This is a genomic window from Streptomyces roseoviridis, from assembly GCF_039535235.1.
Taxonomy (GTDB): domain Bacteria; phylum Actinomycetota; class Actinomycetes; order Streptomycetales; family Streptomycetaceae; genus Streptomyces; species Streptomyces roseoviridis.
This window is the reverse complement of sequence record NZ_BAAAWU010000001.1, coordinates 3,605,192-3,620,823: the sequence shown is the minus strand read 5'-3', so window position 1 is coordinate 3,620,823 and position 15,632 is coordinate 3,605,192. Positions and strand designations below refer to the sequence as shown.

The following is a 15,632-nucleotide window of genomic DNA, read 5'->3' as shown; positions in this document are numbered from 1 at the left end:
GTTCCGTACAGTTCAGTTATGACGCCTCACTCGGACGCTCATGTCCCCGCCCCCCTCCCCGCCCACGACCACGCCACCGCGCGGCCCCACGACCACGGCCACGGCCACGGCCACGGCCACGACCACGGCCACGGGGCCGCCCCGGACCCCGCTCTCCCGCGCCGCTGGACGGCCCTCGCCCTGCTCTGCGCGGCCCAGTTCATGCTGGTCCTCGACGTCACCGTCGTGAACGTGGCGCTGCCCGCCATCGCAGACGACCTCCACCTCGGCCGTACCGCCCTGACCTGGGTGATCACCGCGTACACCCTCTGCTTCGGCGGCCTGATGCTGCTCGGCGGCCGGCTCGCGGACGCCCTCGGCGCCCGGCGGGTCCTCCTCACCGGGCTCGCCCTCTTCACCGCCGCGTCGCTGCTGTGCGGGCTGGCGCCGAACGCCGGCGTGCTCATCGGCGGCCGGATCGCCCAGGGCGTCGGCGCGGCGCTGCTCTCCCCGGCGGCGCTCGCGCTCGTCACCACCCTCTTCCACGGCCCCGACCGCTCCCGCGCGCTCGGCGTGTGGGCCGCCATCGGCGGCACCGGCTCCGCCGTCGGCGTGATCCTCGGCGGCGCGCTCACGGACGGCCCCGGCTGGTCGTGGATCTTCTTCCTCAACGTGCCCGTCGGCCTGGTCCTGCTCGCCGTGCTGCCCCGGGTCCTGCCCGTCACGGCACCCCGCCGGGCCCGGCTCGACGTTCCCGGCGCCCTGCTCGTCACCGCCGCGACCGGGGCCCTGGTCTACGGCCTGGTGCGGGCCGGCGACACCGGCTGGACCTCGACCGCCACCCTGCTGCCGCTGCTCGCCGCGCCGGTCCTCTACGGGCTGTTCGCGAAGGCGGAGAAGGCCGCCGCCGCGCCGCTGATGGACCCCCGCATGTTCACCCGGCGCCCGGTCGTGGCGGGCTCACTGCTGATGCTGGTCGCCACCGGCCTGCTGATCTCCTTCTTCTTCCTCGGCTCGGCCCTGCTCCAGCACGTCCACCACCTCTCCGCCCTCCGCACCGGCCTCCTCTTCCTCCCGGTCGCCCTCGCCACCGCCGTCGGCGCCCACCTCGGCTCCCGCCTGGTCGGGACGGTCGGCCCCCGGGCCCTGGCCACCGCCGGTGCCGGCGTGACCGCCCTGGCCCTGCTCCCCCTCGCGCTCCTCCCGGCCGATGCCGGTCCCTGGACCACCCTCCTGCCGGCCCTGTCCGCCGCCGCACTCGGTCTGGGCGCCGTCTTCGTCACGGCCACCACCACCGCCCTCGGCCTGACCGCCCCTCACGAGGCGGGTCTGGCCTCCGGGATCGTCAACACCAGCCACGAACTCGGCGGCACCCTCGGCGTCGCGGCCGTCTCCACCCTGGCCGCCCCGGCCCTCCAGGGCCCCGACCCCGCCACCTTCACCACGGCCTTCACGCTCCTCACCACCACGGCCGCCCTCACCACCCTCCTCGCCCCCGCCCTCGTCCCCAAGGGCACACCCCACCTGACGACCGGCCCGCACGCCCACTGAGCGGATCCGCGCGGGCAGCGGACACGGGGCTCGGGGCCGGTCCGAGCACGGAGCGGGCGGTCGCGTGGAGCGGGCGGTCGGGCCGTGCGGCCGCGGCCCTCGCGCGGGACTTCGGTCACGGGTCGAGTCGGGCCGCACGCATCTGCAGGTAGCGCCGTTCCGGGAGGCTGTCGGTGGCGCGGGCGGCCGTGCGGTAGGCGTCGGCGGCGGCGGAGAGGGCGCCGGTGCGTTCGAGGAGGTGGGCGCGGACGGCGGGGAGGCGGTGGGAGTGGGGGAGGCGGGGTTCCAGGGCGGTCAGGGCGGCCAGGCCCGCCTCCGGGCCCTCGACCATCGCCAGGGCGACCACCCGGCCGAGCGCCGCCATCGGATCGTCCGGGGTCGTGGTCAGGAGCACGTCGTAGAGGGCGAGGATCTGCGGCCAGTCGGTGGTGTCGGGGCCCGTCGCCTCGTCGTGGAGGGCGGCGATCGCCGCCTGGAGCTGGTACGGGCCGGGCGGGCCCTCCGCCAGGGCCTCCTCGACCAGGGCGGTGCCCTCCGCGATCGCCGCCCGGTCCCAGCGGGTGCGGTCCTGCTCGTCGAGCGGGATCAGCTCCCCGTCCGGGCCCGTGCGGGCCGCGCTGCGGGCCTCGGTCAGCAGCATCAGCGCCAGCAGGCCCGTCACCGTGCCCTCGTGGGGCAGCAGCCGGCGCACCGCCCGGGTCAGCCGGATCGCCTCGCGGGCGAGGTCGGCCCGGTGGAGCGCCGGGCCCGACGTGGCGGTGTAGCCCTCGTTGAAGACCAGGTACAGCACCTGGAGCACCGAGGCCAGGCGGGCGTCCCGGTCCTGCGGCCCGGGCGGGTGGAAGGGACGGTCGGCCCCGGCCGCGCGCAGCTTCGCCTTCGCCCGGCTGATCCGCTGGGCGACGGTCGCCTCCGGTACGAGGAACGCCCGCGCGATCTCCGCCGTCGTCAGACCGCCCACCGCGCGCAGCGTCAGCGCGATCCGGGCGGCCGGCGGCAGCACCGGGTCGCAGCACAGGAAGAGCAGGGTCAGCGTGTCGTCGTCGGCGGGCGCCGCCCGGGGCTCGCGCGGTTCCAGCCGCCGCGCCGTCTCCTCCCGCCGGGCCCGCGCCTCCTCCGAGCGCAGCGCGTCCGTGAGACGCCGGGACGCCACCCGGATCAGCCAGCCGCGCGGATTGGCCGGCACCCCCTCCCGCGGCCACTGCCCGGCGGCCGCGAGGAGCGCCTCCTGTACGGCGTCCTCGGCGGTGTCGAAGTGCCCGTAACGACGCACGAGCGCGCCGAGGACCTGCGGCGCGTGCAGCCGCAGCAGGTCCTCGACGGTGCGGTCCTCACGGGGCGGGGCGCCGGGCCCCCTCCCGTACGGGCCGGGGGGCTGCCCCCTCCCGTACGGGCTCGGGGGCTCGGTCCCGTACGAGGTGGGGGCGTTCCTCCCGTACGGGCTGGGGGGCTCGGTCCCGTACGAGGTCGGGGCATTCCTCCCGTACGGGCCAGGGGACTGCTTCGCGCCGGGGGGCTCCTTCCCGTACGGGTCGGTCACCCGAGCTCGCCCCCGCCCAGGTCACCGCCGCCCGACTCGTCGACCGGGCGGATCACCACCGGGTAGACCGGAGCCCCGGCCGGCTGCGGGCACTGGGCGACCCGCGCGGCGATCTCGGTCACCCGCTCCAGGTTCGCGCAGTCCAGGACCCAGTAACCGGCGAGCACCTCCTTCGTCTCCCCGTAGGGGCCGTCCGTGACCACCGGACGCCCGTCGGCGTCGGCGGTCACGAACCGGGTCCTGGCCGGCTCGACGAGGCCCTGGGCGTCGATGAGCTCCCCGCTCTCCGCCAGGTCGTCGTTGATCGCGTTCATGTAGGCGAACATCGCCCTGAGCTCCTGCTCGCTCCACGCCGGGCTCTGCTCGCTGGCCCTGCCGTTCATGGCGTCGTAGTCGGCCTGCGCGCCCTGCACCATCACGAGGTACTTCATGACGTCCTCCTGCGCCGGTGGCTGTCGCCGGTGGCGGTCGCCGGTGTCTGAGCCGGTGTCCGTGCCGGCGTTGTCGTTCGTGCCGGTTCTTTCACAGGAGACGTCGGAGCCGGCCCGCGATTCTCGACACTCAGCCCGATCCCACCCGGAGGAAGGAACGATCCCGCTCCCGCACCCGCCCGAGCGGGCCCGCCGCCCGCAGGACGACGTCGAGGACAGCGGCCGGATCCGCGGCGTAGCAGTGTGCGAACCACGCCATGTTCGCCTCCACCACCGCCCACCCGGCCTCCTCAGTCAGGCCCACGTCCACGACCACCGCGCTCGGCAGCGAACCGCCCGCCGCCGCCAGCAGCTCCGCCCCGAAGCGGAGGGCGTCCGGCACGGGCGGGCCCGGGTCGAGGAGCCCGTACGAGAGGTAGCGGCTCGCCGTCACCACCCGTCCGTCCAGGACGAACAGCCGGTACTCGGCCGCGAAGGTCACCGGGTCCGAGACGAGCACCGGGGTGTCCCCGGGCAGGTCGCCGGGCAGCCGGCCGCCGTCCTCGTACACGGCCGGCGGGAAGGACTTGTCGACCGGCGGCTTCACGAAGGCCGGCCGCGCCAGCTCCCGCCGGGCCGCCGCGAGCGTCGTCAGCGAGACCCGGCGCCCCGTGAAGTCCCTCGGCAGCTCCGCGAGCCAGCCCCCCGACGGTTCGAGCAGCCCGAGCCCGAGCCGCCCGGCGCCGAGCCGCGCCACGACCTTGTCGGCGAGCAGCGGACCGCCGTACCAGTGCGGTGCCTCGTCCGGGCGTACGACCGTCTCCGGAGGCCCGTCGAGCACCCGCGTCACCAGGCCGCGCCGCCCGGCGGCCTCGGCAAGGAGAAGGGCGGTGGACGTGCGCTGGGCGGAGATCAGCAGGACGTCGGCCGGGTGCGCGGCCGCGACCGTACGGGGGTCCTGGCTCCGGGGCCGGCGCCCGGGCCGAGGCCGGGAGGAGGAGTGGGCCGTCATCCGGTGGAGAGTTCCTTTTCGAGCGGGGTGCGGAAGCGGGGCGTGACGCGGACCTCGCCGATCCATTCGGCCAGCCGGGCGGCCTCCGCCTCCACGGCCCGTACGGCGTCCCGGCCCAGCCGTTTCCCGCCGCCGAGGCCACCGCCGAGGTTGCCGTCGAGGTTGCCGTCGAGTCCGCCGTCGAACAGCCGCCACACGATCTCACCGTTCGGCCGCTGCGCCCAGCCGCCCACGATCCGGCCGTTCCACCACACGGTCGGTCCGATGTTGCCGCTGCGGTCGAAGAGCGCCGGACGGTGAGCCGGGTCCAGGTACCAGTCGCGGTCCCGCCAGCCCATCGCCGTGGGGTCGAGAGCGGGGAGAAGCGCCGCCCACGGCTCGGCCGTCGCGTCCGGCGACGCCGGTACGGGATCGAGGTCGTCGGGCAGGACGAAGCCGGTGAGCTGCCCGCCGTCCCCCTCCAGGGCGACCTCGACCGCGCCGACGGCGGTCAGCGCACGGCGCACGTCCGTCACCTTCCAGCCCGTCCACCACTTCAGGTCCTCCACGGTCCCCGGACCGTACGCGGCGAGCCACCGCCGCACCAGCTCCGACTGCGCCTCGGCGGGAGGGAGTTCGGCATGCGGCGGGACCAGCGCCCAACGGAAGCGGCTCGACGTCCAGCCGCCCTGCGGCCGGCCCCGGGCGATCCGGCCCTCCATGCCCAGGATCCGCAGCACCCGGCTGGCAACGGACTGCGGCCCCTCCTGCCGGGTCCCCACCCCGTACACGTACTGCGATCGCAACCTCGGCACCGCCTCGCCCAGTTCGGCTCCCGTGGCCTCGCCGCGTTCCGCCAGCACGGCGAGGACCTGGCGCTCGGTCTCGGCGAGCCACGCCTCGTCGAAGTCGCTGCCCGCCGCCAAGTGCTTGACGAGGGTCGCCCGTTCGCGCGCGGCGGCCGTGTCCGCGGTGGAGGAGTGGACGACGGCGGCGAGGGACGCGGGCACCACGAAGACGGTGTGCCGCATGCCGTGCATACGGGTCAGCGTCCGGTCCTCGTACAGCGCGCGCTCCACCTCCGCGACGGGATCGGGGAAGGGGGAGATGGAGGGAGAGGTGGAGATGGCGGGGGAGGTGGAGATGGCGGGGGAGGTGGAGGTGGTGGCAAGGGGAGCGGGATGGAGAACGGGACGGGGGGCGGGATCCGTGGCCGGGGCCTCGGCGGGGGCCGTGACCCGGGCGAGCCGCGCGCCCGCGGCCAGGAAGACGGTCGCCGCGTCCGTCGCGTGCAGGGCCACGAGCGCCCCCGCGACCTCCTCGGCGGTCGCCGCCCGCGCGGAGGGGGCCAGCCGGTGGCGCAGGCCGAGGCGGGCCCTGCGTTCGTCCGGGCCGATCGTCCTCTTCGCCGCGGTCCGCGCCGCTGGGGACTTCGCCGCCGTCTTCGCTCCGGTCTTGGCTCCGGTCCGGGTCCCCGTCTTCGCCCGGGTCCTTCCCGCCGTCTTCGCCCCGGTCTCTCCCGACGTCTTCGCTTCGGAGTCCGCTCCGGTCTGCTGTCCCATGGGGCCAAGGATGCCTCGCCGGCCTCACCCGGCGAGGAAGTCCGTCACCGTCTTCACGAACTCGTCCTCCTTCTCGAAGAAGACGACGTGCCCGGCGTCGATCTCCGCGTACGTGCTCCCGGTGATCGCCGCCGCGAGCTCCCGGCTGTTCTCCACCGGTACGGTCGCGTCCCGCGCGCAGCCGATCACCAGCGTCGGCGCGGTGATCAGGGGCAGCAGCGCCCGGACGTCCACCGCCCGGTCGACGGCGACGTGCCGCAGGGTGCCGGGCGTCGGTGGCATGTTCGGGATCAGCGCCTCGACCTCCTCGCGGCCGATCGCGTTCAGGAAGTCCCGGCTGAAGCCGGTCATCGTCACGAACCGCCCGAAGCCGGCCGGGTCCTGCTCGCCGAGTCGCTGCCACAGCGCGAACAGGTTCCGCAGGTACTCGTCGCCGTCGGTGTACGCCCATCCCGCCACCAGGACCAGCCGGTTCACCAGGTCGGGGCGGAGCGCGGCGACGGCAGCGGCGACCGGGGCACCCATGGAGAAGCCCAGCAGGTCGACCGGGCCGGTGCCGGCGTCCTCGATGACCGCGACGACCTGCGCGGCGAGCGTCTCGACGGTCAGGGGGCCACCGTCGTCGACGGTCCGGTCGGCGCCGGAGAGGTCAGGGGTGATCACCGTCCGCGCGTGCCGCTCTTCGGCTTGTCCTTCGCCTCGCGCTTCGTGCCGCTCTTCGCCTCGTCCTTCGCCTCGCGCTTCGTGTCGCGCTTCGTGTCGGCCGTCGGTGAAGCGGGGTGCGGTCCGGCCCCAGTTGACGACGGCACCGCCGGAGCCGGTGCCGTGCACGAGGAGGAGAGCGGGAAGGCGGCCGGGAGGGGGGTGCGGGAGGCCGGTGGCAGTGGCAGTGGCGGTGGCGGGGGCGGAGGCAGTGACGGAGGCGGAGTGGGAGGGGGTGGCGGGGGCGGAGGCAGTGACGGAGGCGGAGTGGGAGGGGGTGGCGGGGGCGGGGCCCTCGATGTCGTAGTGGACGCGGGCCGTGCCGACGGTGACGGTGGGCATTCTCTGCTCCTCGGGACGGGTACCGGCAGGGGGCCGGTACGGGGACCGGCCCCACGCCGGTACCGGTGGGGCTGACACCGAGGACTGTGCCGCCGTACGGGAACGTCCGGGAGAGACCTTCCTACCCTGGGACCGCCAGTCCCTGGATGAGTCCCGCCGCCTTCGACAGGATGATCGGCATGACGACCGGGATGACGATCGACCGCCGCGAACTCGCCGACTTCCTGCGCCGTTCCCGCGAGCGGATCCGCCCGCAGGACGCGGGTCTGCCGGCCGGTCCGCGGCGCCGCACGCCCGGCCTGCGGCGCGAGGAGGTCGCCCAGCTCGCCGGGATGTCCGCCGACTACTACATCCGCCTGGAGCAGGCCCGTGGGCCGCAGCCGTCGCCGCAGATGCTGGCGGCACTCGCCCGCGCCCTCCGGCTCACCGTCGACGAGCGCGACCACCTCCACCTGCTCGCCGGCCACCGTCCGCCCGCCGGGCCCGCAGCCGGCGACCACGTGGCACCCGGCCTGCTGCACCTGCTCGACCAGCTGACCGGCACCCCCGCGCAGATCCTGAACGACCTCGGGGACGTCCTGGCCCAGAACGCGATGGCCCGGGCGCTGCTCGGCGGGGTGTGCACCGTCTCGGAGCACGGCCGCAACGTGGTGTGGCGGTGGTTCGCGGACCCCGCGGCGCGGGCCGCCTACCCGGCGGAGGAGCACGACCACTACAGCCGCCTCCACGTCGCCGACCTGCGCGCCGCCTTCGGCCGCCGCGGCGGCGACCGGGCAGCGACCCGGCTCGTGGAGCGGCTGCGCGGCGCGAGCGAGGAGTTCGCCGAGCTGTGGGCGCGGCACGAGGTGGCCGTCCGCCGGCACAGCCGCATGCGCGTCCTGCACCCGGTCATCGGCCCGGTCGACCTCGACTGCCAGGTGCTGCTCGCCCCGGAGGGGGACCAGCGCCTGGTCCTCCACACCCCGCCGCCGGGCACGGACACGGGGGAGCGCCTGGCGCTTCTGGGCGTGGTGGGGACGGAGCAATTCGCCGGGGCGGGGGAGGAGCGCTGAGGCCCCGGCCCGTCCGTTCGTGACGGGGTGGGCTGAGACCTTCGGCCAGTTCACGACCGCCGGGGGGGAGAGGTGCTGAGGTCCCCTGCCTGTCCATCCGGCCGGTGGGAGGCGCTCTGACTCCGGGCTGTTCACGGCCGCCGGGGGCGGGTGCTGACGCCCCGGCCTGTGTGCTCCCGCCGGGGGCGGGTGCTGACGCCCCGGCCTGTGTGCTCCCGCCGGGGGCGGGTGCTGACGCCCCGGCCTGTGTGCTCCGGCCGGGGAAGGCGCTGCAGCCCCCGTCACCGCTCCGTGCCCGCCCGCACCCTCCCCTCGGCACCTCCCCCGCTCGGTCCGGGCCTGCTCCTCCCCGCCGTCCTCAGTCCGCCGCAGCCCGCTCTCCCACCGGCCGGCGCCGCAGCGCCGGGTCGGTGAGGGCCGCCGGGCGCCAGACGCCGTCCGGCTGGTAGAGGTTCGTCCCGGGCGGGACGATCGCGTCGATGCGGTCCAGGGCCTCGTCCGGCAGGACCAGTGACGCGCCCTTCAGGAGCCCCTCCAGCTGTTCCCTCGTGCGCGGGCCGAGGATCACCGAGGTCACCGCCGGGTGGGTGGCGGCGAAGGCGACCGCCAGCTCGGGCAGCGTGCAGCCGAGGTCGTCGGCGACGGCGACCAGCTCCTCGACGGCGTCGAGCTTGGCCTGGTTCACCGGGAGGGCGGGGTCGAAGCGGTGCGGGGTGAGGGCGGGCCGCCCGCTGGTCAGGTCGACCGTCCCGCCCCTGCGGTACCGGCCGGAGAGGAAGCCGGACGCCAGCGGCGCCCAGGTCAGCACGCCCATCCCGTACCGCTGTGCCACCGGCAGCACGGAGGTCTCGATGCCACGGGCGAGCAGCGAGTACGGGGGCTGCTCCGTACGAAAGCGGCGCAGCCCGCGCCGCTCGGCGACGGCGTGCGCCTCGACGATCCGCTCGGCGGGGAAGGTCGAGCAGCCGAAAGCCCGGATCTTGCCCTGGGACACCAGGTCGCCGAGGGCGTCGAGGGTCTCCTCGATGTCGGTGCGGTGGTCCGGCCGGTGGACCTGGTAGAGGTCGATCCAGTCGGTGCCGAGCCGCTTGAGGCTGTTTTCCACGGCCCGGACGATCCAACGGCGCGAGCTGCCGCCCCTGTTGGGGCCTTCACCGCCGACGGGGAAGTACACCTTGGTGGCGAGCACGGTCTCGTCGCGGCGGCGCGGGTCGCGCAGCGCCTTGCCGACGATCTCCTCGGACTCGCCGGACGAATACATGTCGGCCGTGTCGACGAAGTTGATCCCCCGGTCGAGGGCGGCATGGATGATCCGTACGGAGTCCTGGTGATCGGCGTTGCCGACCGCCCCGAACATCATCGTGCCCAGGCAGTACGTACTGACTTCGATCCCGGTCCCGCCGAGTACCCGATAGCGCATGCGCCGCACCCTAGGCGTTGAAGTCCACTCCAAGGCAAGGGATTCCGGGGCCGATTCGACGCCGGGACCCCCCCGCGGCCGGCCTACGCGTCGATGTCCGCCAGGAACCCGCTGATCAGGGCGTGCAGGACATCGGGCCGCTCCAGGTGCAGGTCGTGCCCGGTGCCGGGTACACACGCGGCGCGGAGCCCGGGGAGCCGGCGCGCCATCTCGTCGTACTCCTCGTCGGAGACGATCCCGTCCTGCCCGAGGACGGCGAGGACGGGCACGTCGATCGCCGCCCACTCCTCCCACCACGCCCGCCCGGCGTTCTCGGCGAGCGAGGCCACCATGACCTCAGGGTCGAACCGGGGCCACAGGCCGCCGTCCCGCTCCTCCAGCCCGTCCGCCCAGCCTTCCCCTACGGGTCCGCCGCCGAGGTGGGCGACGGCCGCCTCCCGGTCGGGGAACGGCACCGGCCAGGCCCGCAGCCAGTCACCGACCCTCGCCAGGGTGGCCGGGTCCGAGCCGCCGGGCCCGGCCTCGACGAGCACGGCGGCGGCGATCGCCCTCCCGGCGGGCGGGGCAGTGCGCGCGGTGGCGCTGATCCCGCTTCCGGCGGGCGGGGCCGTGCGCGCGGTGGCGGCGGCCGTGAGGAGGGCGGCGTGGCCGCCGTACGACTGCCCGACGAGGATCGTGTCCGTCAGGCCCAGACGGTCGAGCACGGCGAGGACGTCGGCCACGTACGCGGCTCGCGAGACGTCCCCGGGTTGCCGCTCGCTGGCGCCGTGTCCGCGCTGGTCGAGGGCGACGACGCGGTACCCGTCGGCCCGCAGCCGCCGGGCGACGCCGTCCCATTCGCCGGCGTGCCCCGCCAGTCCGTGCAGCAGGAGGAGGGGCCGCCCGGTGCCTCCCCAGTCGCGCAGCGAGAGCCGGACGCCGCCCCCGTTCCCCGCCCGGCCCCCGCTTTTCGTGCGTCCCCCGTTCCCCTCCCGTTCCTCGCACACGTCCCGTACCTCGCGTACGAAGGTGTGCTCGGTCCAGGTCATGCGTACTCCTCGCGGGGGCAGAGCAGCGCGTCCGCGACCGTCGTGCGGGCGTAGAGGACGGACCGGCCGCTGCGGTGGGCGCTGACCAGGCCCGCGTTTCTGAGGGCGACGAGGTGCTGGGAGACGGCGGGCGCCGACAGGCCGAAGGCGGCGGCCAGTTGGGTGGTCGAGGCGGGTGTGTCGAGTTCGGCGAGCAGCAGCGCGCGCGAGCGGCCGAGGACGGCGGCGACGGCTTCGGTGGCGGTGCTGGTGGTGCGGCGCTCCCACAGGTTCCCGACCCCGCGCGCCGGATAGGCGAGTTGGGGCGGGTCGGGGGCCACGGAGCGGGTCAGGACACGCGGCCACGCGAACGCGGAGGGTACGAGCAGCAGCCCCGAGCCCGCCTCGTCGCGGGTGAGCGCGCAGGCCCGCCGTACGAGCCGCAGGGTGCCGTCGTCCCACCGTACGGTCTCGTGCAGTTCGCTGAGCACCCGCGCCGAGCCGTGCTCGGCGACCTGGCGGGCGCGGTGGAAGACGTCGGCCTCCAGGAGGGCGCGGATGCGGGCCCAGTAGGGGGCGAGGGCGAGCTCCCAGTAGGTGCGGATCTCCTCGCAGAGCCGGTCGAGATCGATGTCGCCGGTGGGGATCCCGGCGGGGAGTCCGGTGGGGATCGCGGCGGTGGGGAGCCCGGCGGCGGGGGCGGTGAGGCGGGCGAGGGTGGCGAGGTCGTGGGCGATCTGTTCGGCCGGGGTCCGCCGGATCGCGTCGAGTTCGTCGTCGAGCGTGGGGAAGGGGCCGGCGGGGGTGGGGGTGAGGAAGTCGGCGAGGTAGCCGTGCGCGGGGACCAGCGCGGCGAGCCGGCCCCGATGGAGCCCGGCGCGGCGGACCCGGGGGCGTACCTGGGCGGCCCAACTCCGGTGCACGAGCGGCTCGCTGTCGGTGGCGAGGAGGCGGAAACTGGTGACGACCTCCCACATCGGGGAGACGGCGAAACGGGTCTGGGCGAGGTCGGCGGCGGAGAAACTGAGCCCGGACTCCACGAAGCGCCCCCTGCTGTATCGGTGATGGATTCGGCCTGAGCTTAATGATTGGAGGCGGTGCGGGCCACGGGCGCAGTCTCCTCCCATGCCTCCCTCCTCGTCTTCCTCCGCCTCGTCTTCCTCCGCCTCCTCGACGTCCTCGTTCCGAGGTCTGCCGCCCGTCGTCTGGACGCTCTTCGCGGGGACGGTGATCAACCGCCTCGGCTACCTCGTCACCCCCTTCCTCGTCTTCTTCCTCGCCACGCGCGGTGTCACCGGCACCGAGACCACGTACGTCCTCGGTGCGCTCGGCGCCGGCAACCTCCTCGGGCCGGCCATCGGCGGCGTGCTCGCCGACCGCATCGGCCGCCGGCCGACGATGCTGATCGGCCTCGTCGGCGCCGCCGCCGCGCAGGGCGCGCTGTTCGTCGCGCCTGGGGTGTGGACGATGGCCGCCGCCGCGCTGCTCATCAGCGCCACCGGCATGACCGTCTCGCCGGCCGCGTACGCGTTGATGGCCGACGCCGTCGACCCGGAACGCCGGCAGCGCGCGTACGCGCTCTTCGGCTGGGGCGTCAACATCGGTACGGCGGTCGCCGGCGTCCTCGGCGGTTTCCTCGCCGCCCACGGCTACTGGCTGCTGTTCGCCGTCGACGCCGGGTCGATGCTGCTGTACGCGGTGGTGGTCGCCACCCGCCTGAAGGAACCGTCGCGCGCCCCGCGACCCGCGGGCGACGACGGCATCGGCTACGGAGTCGTCCTGCGCGACCGTCTCGCCGTCGTGCTCCTGCCGCTCCTCGGCGTGCAGCTCTTCGTCTACTCCCTGACGGAGGTCGCCCTGCCGCTGGCCATCCGCGACAGCGGCCTGTCGCCCGCCGTGTACGGGGCGATGGCGGCCGTCAACGCCGTCCTGGTCGTCGCGCTCCAGCCCTTCACGACGGTTCGCCTGGCGCGACTGCCGCGGCTCCGGGTGCAGGCGGCGGGCAGCGCGCTCATCGCGGTCGGCGTCGCCCTCACCGGCCTGGCCGAGGGGGTCGTGGGCTTCACCGTCTCGGTCGTCGTGTGGTCCCTGGGCGAGGTGGTCGTCGCCGGCATCGCCGCCGCGGTGATCGCCGACCTGGCCCCGCCGCACGCCCGCGGCCGCTACCAGGGTGCCTTCGGCTGGACCTGGGGCGTGGCCCGCTTCGGCGCCCTGACCCTCGGGGTCACCCTCTACACCGGCCTCGGCCCCGCCGCGCTGTGGTGGTCCGCCCTCACCGCCGGCCTCGCAGCGGCCGCCGGCACCCTGCTGCTGCGCCGCCGGGTGGAGGCCGCTGCCGAACGAAACGAGCGGGCCGCGGCCGAAGGAAACCAGCGGGCCGTGGCGGTGAGCGGGGTCGCGGAGGTCGACGGTGGCGACGCGGTTGCCGACGGTGGCGACGCGGTGGCCGGAGCCAGGGCCGAGGCGACGGCGGGAGCCAGGACTGAGGCCGTGGCCGGAGCCAGGACCGAGGCGCTGGCCGGGGCCGGGGCCCAGGACGTGGCTCGGGCCGGGGGCAGCGCCGTGGCCGTGGCCGGAGCCAGGACCGAGGCCGGGGACGTGGCCCGGGCCAGGGAGGCGGGCGACGTCGAGGTGACGGGCGGCGCGGTGGGCCGGGTGTGACGGGCCCCCGGGCGTCCCCCCGGGCGTGACTCGCCCCCGGGCGGGACACCGCGTGTCGCGCGATTTCCGCCCCCGCACCCGCCAGGGCTCCTACGCTCGACACGTGACCGAGAACGAGATCAAACTCAAGGCCATCGCCGCTCTGACGGCGTTGCGCGGCGGAGTCGACGAGGGCCTCGTCTCGGACCTTCTGGGCGAGGTGATCCCGGGGCAGTTCGCGGTGCCGGCCGGGGCCACGGCGGAGGAGATCGGCCTGTCCGTCCTCACCCAGCTCTCCGAGCCGGTGAGCGCGCTCGTCAACGGCTTCATCCTGGCCTTCGAGGCGGTGGCCGACGCCCACGACGCCTCGGGCGCGGAGCCGGGCACCGAGCCGATCCTCCAGGAGCTGGCGCTGCGCCTGGCCAGCGACGACATCGACGACTGACGGCGCCCGCCCTGACCCCACCCGCTTCAGGGGCATCCGGCCGGGCGGGGCATGGGCGACGCCCCCTACGGGACGGCCTCCCTACGGGACGGCCTCCCTACGGGACGCCCCCCTACGGGACGGCCGTCCTGCCGGAGCACCGCGGTCAGCGGGGCCGAGCGATCCGCTCGTACACCGTCACCCGGCGGCCGCGGACCTGTTCGTCCGTCACCGGGGTGAAGTGCTCCTTCAGTACGGAGAGCTTCACCCGGTCCCGTTCCGCCGTCACCGGTCTCGCGACCTCCCGTGCGTCCGTGACGAGCAGGATGCGCCGCTGGGCCAGCATGGCGGCCCGTATCCGCTCGGCGCTCGCCTCCACCCCCTTCAGGGTGCCGGACTCCTCGGGGCTCCGGAGCAGGGCGATGTCCCGCAGGCCGGTGAAGGCGTCGGGGGAGACGAGGCGGGTGTCGCGCCGCGCGGCCGGTATGTAGAGCACGGCGTCTCCGGGGCCGCCCAGCCGGCGCACCTCCGACGCCACCGCCAGGACGTCGTCCACGCGGCTGGCCGGAGACCGCTTGGCGAGCGACTGGGGGAGCAGCAGCACCATGGCGACGGCGATCAGCACGGGCAGGAGCCGGCGGGCGCCCTTCGGGAAGCGCGGCCGGGCCGCCCGTACCGCGGCCGCCAGGATCGAGCCGATCAGCAGCGCGAGCCCGAGCATGCTGAAGAGGACGTACCGGTCGAGGAAGAGCGGCTGGACCAGGGAGAGGCCGATCAGGCCGAGCTGGGGCACGGCAAGGAGCGGGAGTCCGACGGTGGTCAACGAGAGCCGGGTGGCGGTCCGGGGGCGGTCGAGGAGCGCCCCGAGCCCGCCGATCGCCAGCAGGATCGCGGGGCCGATCATCATGTGCCAGGTCAGCGGCGGGATCCAGGACACCTGGTCGGACTGGCCGCGGCTGAACAGGATCAGGGGGAGCACTCCGGCCGTGGCGGCCGCCGACGCCGCTGCCCACGGCAGCCACACCCGGCGCGGGGCGCGGGTCAGGAGCAGGGTCAGCAGGTGTGCGGGCAGGAGGAGCAGCGAGAGCCAGTTCAGCAGTCCGCAGACCAGGACGGTGCCGCCGTACGCGACCCAGCGGAGCCTGCGGGGCCGGGCCTTTCCGTCCTGTTGTCCTTCCTGGAGCAGGCCGACGAGCAGGAGCGTCGCGACCGCGGCGCCGGCGGCGACCAGGGCGTACGGGCGGCCTTCCTGCAGGTAGAACTGCACGGCCGGCAGCAACCCCAGTGCCAGCCCCGCCCCGAGGCCCGCCCACGTCCCGGCGAGGCGCCGCCCGATGACTGTCACGCAGCCCGCCGCCACCGCGATGCCGAGCACGGAGGGCAGCCGCAGCACCATGGTGCCGGGGCCGAAGCACGCGAAGAGGCCGTGCATGAGCAGGTAGTAGAGGCCGTGCACGACATCGACGTTCTGCAGCATGCACACGATGTCGGCGGCGGACCGCGTGGCCACCTGCCAGGTCGCGGCCTCGTCCCGCCACACGCTGCCCTGCCGCGACAGGCCCCACAGCCCGAGGGCCACGGTCCACACCCCCGGTATGAGCCAGAGGTACGGGCAGCGCGGGGGAGCGTCGGTGGGGGATGTCATGGAGGTGTGTCCGGCCCTTGGCTCGTGCGGGGAGAGTCCGGCGGGTTGCCTCCCTGCAAGACGCGCTCCCGGACCACCCGTTGAAGACCGCCATCGTTTCGAGACGCACGTCACACCGCCGCGCGCCGCCGCTCCCTCAGGCGCCGGCGCGCCGCCGGCCGAGATCCTCGACGAACTCCACGGACAACGACAGCTCCAGGACGGCGACGGCTCCGATCCCGACCACCACGAGGGCCACGACCGCGGCGACCGCCATCACGATCCGCGTACGTCTCACGGCGGCCGCGTACGCGGCGTCGTCGTCGGCGTCGTTGTGGGTGGCGTCGTCCCAGCTCGGTTCACTCGTGCCCGCCCCCTCGCTCCGGGC

The 15,632-nt window shown here is 75.2% G+C and carries 14 protein-coding genes; 4 read left to right on the top strand and 10 right to left on the bottom strand.

The window, feature by feature from the left end; all coding sequences use genetic code 11:
• The first annotated feature begins 18 nt into the window (after window positions 1-18).
• On the top strand, window positions 19-1,530 hold the full coding sequence (locus ABD954_RS16385; protein WP_345486773.1) for an MFS transporter: 1,512 nt from the start codon (window positions 19-21) through the stop codon (window positions 1,528-1,530).
• 115 nt (window positions 1,531-1,645) lie between these two features.
• Here ABD954_RS16385 and ABD954_RS16380 read toward each other — a convergent pair whose 3' ends face one another.
• The 5 genes from ABD954_RS16380 to ABD954_RS16360 form a co-directional block, all read right to left on the bottom strand.
• Complete coding sequence (locus ABD954_RS16380) at window positions 1,646-2,842, bottom strand: RNA polymerase sigma factor (protein ID WP_345492227.1); 1,197 nt, start codon at window positions 2,840-2,842, stop codon at window positions 1,646-1,648.
• Between the two features lie 224 nt (window positions 2,843-3,066).
• Window positions 3,067-3,501 carry a YciI family protein gene (locus tag ABD954_RS16375; protein WP_345486772.1) on the bottom strand — a complete coding sequence of 145 codons (435 nt, stop codon included), beginning with the start codon at window positions 3,499-3,501 and terminating at the stop codon, window positions 3,067-3,069.
• A gap of 130 nt (window positions 3,502-3,631) precedes the next feature.
• Window positions 3,632-4,492, bottom strand: a complete 861-nt coding sequence (locus ABD954_RS16370; protein ID WP_345486771.1) for an ATP-grasp domain-containing protein — start codon at window positions 4,490-4,492, stop codon at window positions 3,632-3,634.
• A complete protein-coding gene (locus tag ABD954_RS16365) occupies window positions 4,489-6,033 on the bottom strand; it encodes a DNA glycosylase AlkZ-like family protein (RefSeq protein ID WP_345486770.1) in 1,545 nt (514 codons plus the stop codon). Before ABD954_RS16365 ends, ABD954_RS16370 begins: the two co-directional genes overlap by 4 nt.
• Before the next feature lie 24 nt (window positions 6,034-6,057).
• A complete protein-coding gene (locus ABD954_RS16360) occupies window positions 6,058-7,077 on the bottom strand; it encodes an alpha/beta fold hydrolase (protein WP_345486769.1) in 1,020 nt (339 codons plus the stop codon).
• Between the two features lie 179 nt (window positions 7,078-7,256).
• Between ABD954_RS16360 and ABD954_RS16355 the strand changes: the two genes are divergently transcribed.
• Entirely contained in the window at window positions 7,257-8,129 is an 873-nt protein-coding gene (locus ABD954_RS16355; protein WP_345486768.1) for a helix-turn-helix transcriptional regulator, read from the top strand.
• A 358-nt stretch (window positions 8,130-8,487) separates the two neighbouring features.
• Here ABD954_RS16355 and ABD954_RS16350 read toward each other — a convergent pair whose 3' ends face one another.
• The 3 genes from ABD954_RS16350 to ABD954_RS16340 form a co-directional block, all read right to left on the bottom strand.
• Complete coding sequence (locus ABD954_RS16350; RefSeq protein WP_345486767.1) at window positions 8,488-9,549, bottom strand: aldo/keto reductase; 1,062 nt, start codon at window positions 9,547-9,549, stop codon at window positions 8,488-8,490.
• Between the two features lie 83 nt (window positions 9,550-9,632).
• Entirely contained in the window at window positions 9,633-10,577 is a 945-nt protein-coding gene (locus tag ABD954_RS16345) for an alpha/beta fold hydrolase (RefSeq protein ID WP_345486766.1), read from the bottom strand.
• Window positions 10,574-11,596 carry an ArsR/SmtB family transcription factor gene (locus ABD954_RS16340; RefSeq protein WP_345486765.1) on the bottom strand — a complete coding sequence of 341 codons (1,023 nt, stop codon included), beginning with the start codon at window positions 11,594-11,596 and terminating at the stop codon, window positions 10,574-10,576. The genes ABD954_RS16345 and ABD954_RS16340 overlap by 4 nt, the downstream gene beginning before the upstream one ends.
• A gap of 85 nt (window positions 11,597-11,681) precedes the next feature.
• Between ABD954_RS16340 and ABD954_RS16335 the strand changes: the two genes are divergently transcribed.
• Both ABD954_RS16335 and ABD954_RS16330 read left to right on the top strand, forming a co-directional pair.
• Window positions 11,682-13,217, top strand: a complete 1,536-nt coding sequence (locus ABD954_RS16335) for an MFS transporter (protein ID WP_345486764.1) — start codon at window positions 11,682-11,684, stop codon at window positions 13,215-13,217.
• Window positions 13,218-13,320: 103 nt separating this feature from the next.
• Window positions 13,321-13,641: a hypothetical protein gene (locus tag ABD954_RS16330; protein WP_345486763.1), complete on the top strand. Its 321-nt coding sequence runs from the start codon at window positions 13,321-13,323 to the stop codon at window positions 13,639-13,641.
• A 145-nt stretch (window positions 13,642-13,786) separates the two neighbouring features.
• Here the strand turns inward: ABD954_RS16330 and ABD954_RS16325 are convergent, their stop codons facing one another.
• Together ABD954_RS16325 and ABD954_RS16320 are read right to left on the bottom strand one after the other, a co-directional pair.
• Window positions 13,787-15,265, bottom strand: coding sequence for a hypothetical protein (locus ABD954_RS16325; protein WP_345486762.1), 1,479 nt, complete (start codon window positions 15,263-15,265; stop codon window positions 13,787-13,789).
• Window positions 15,266-15,401: 136 nt separating this feature from the next.
• Window positions 15,402-15,542, bottom strand: a complete 141-nt coding sequence (locus ABD954_RS16320; protein WP_345486761.1) for a hypothetical protein — start codon at window positions 15,540-15,542, stop codon at window positions 15,402-15,404.
• Between the last annotated feature and the right edge of the window lie 90 nt (window positions 15,543-15,632).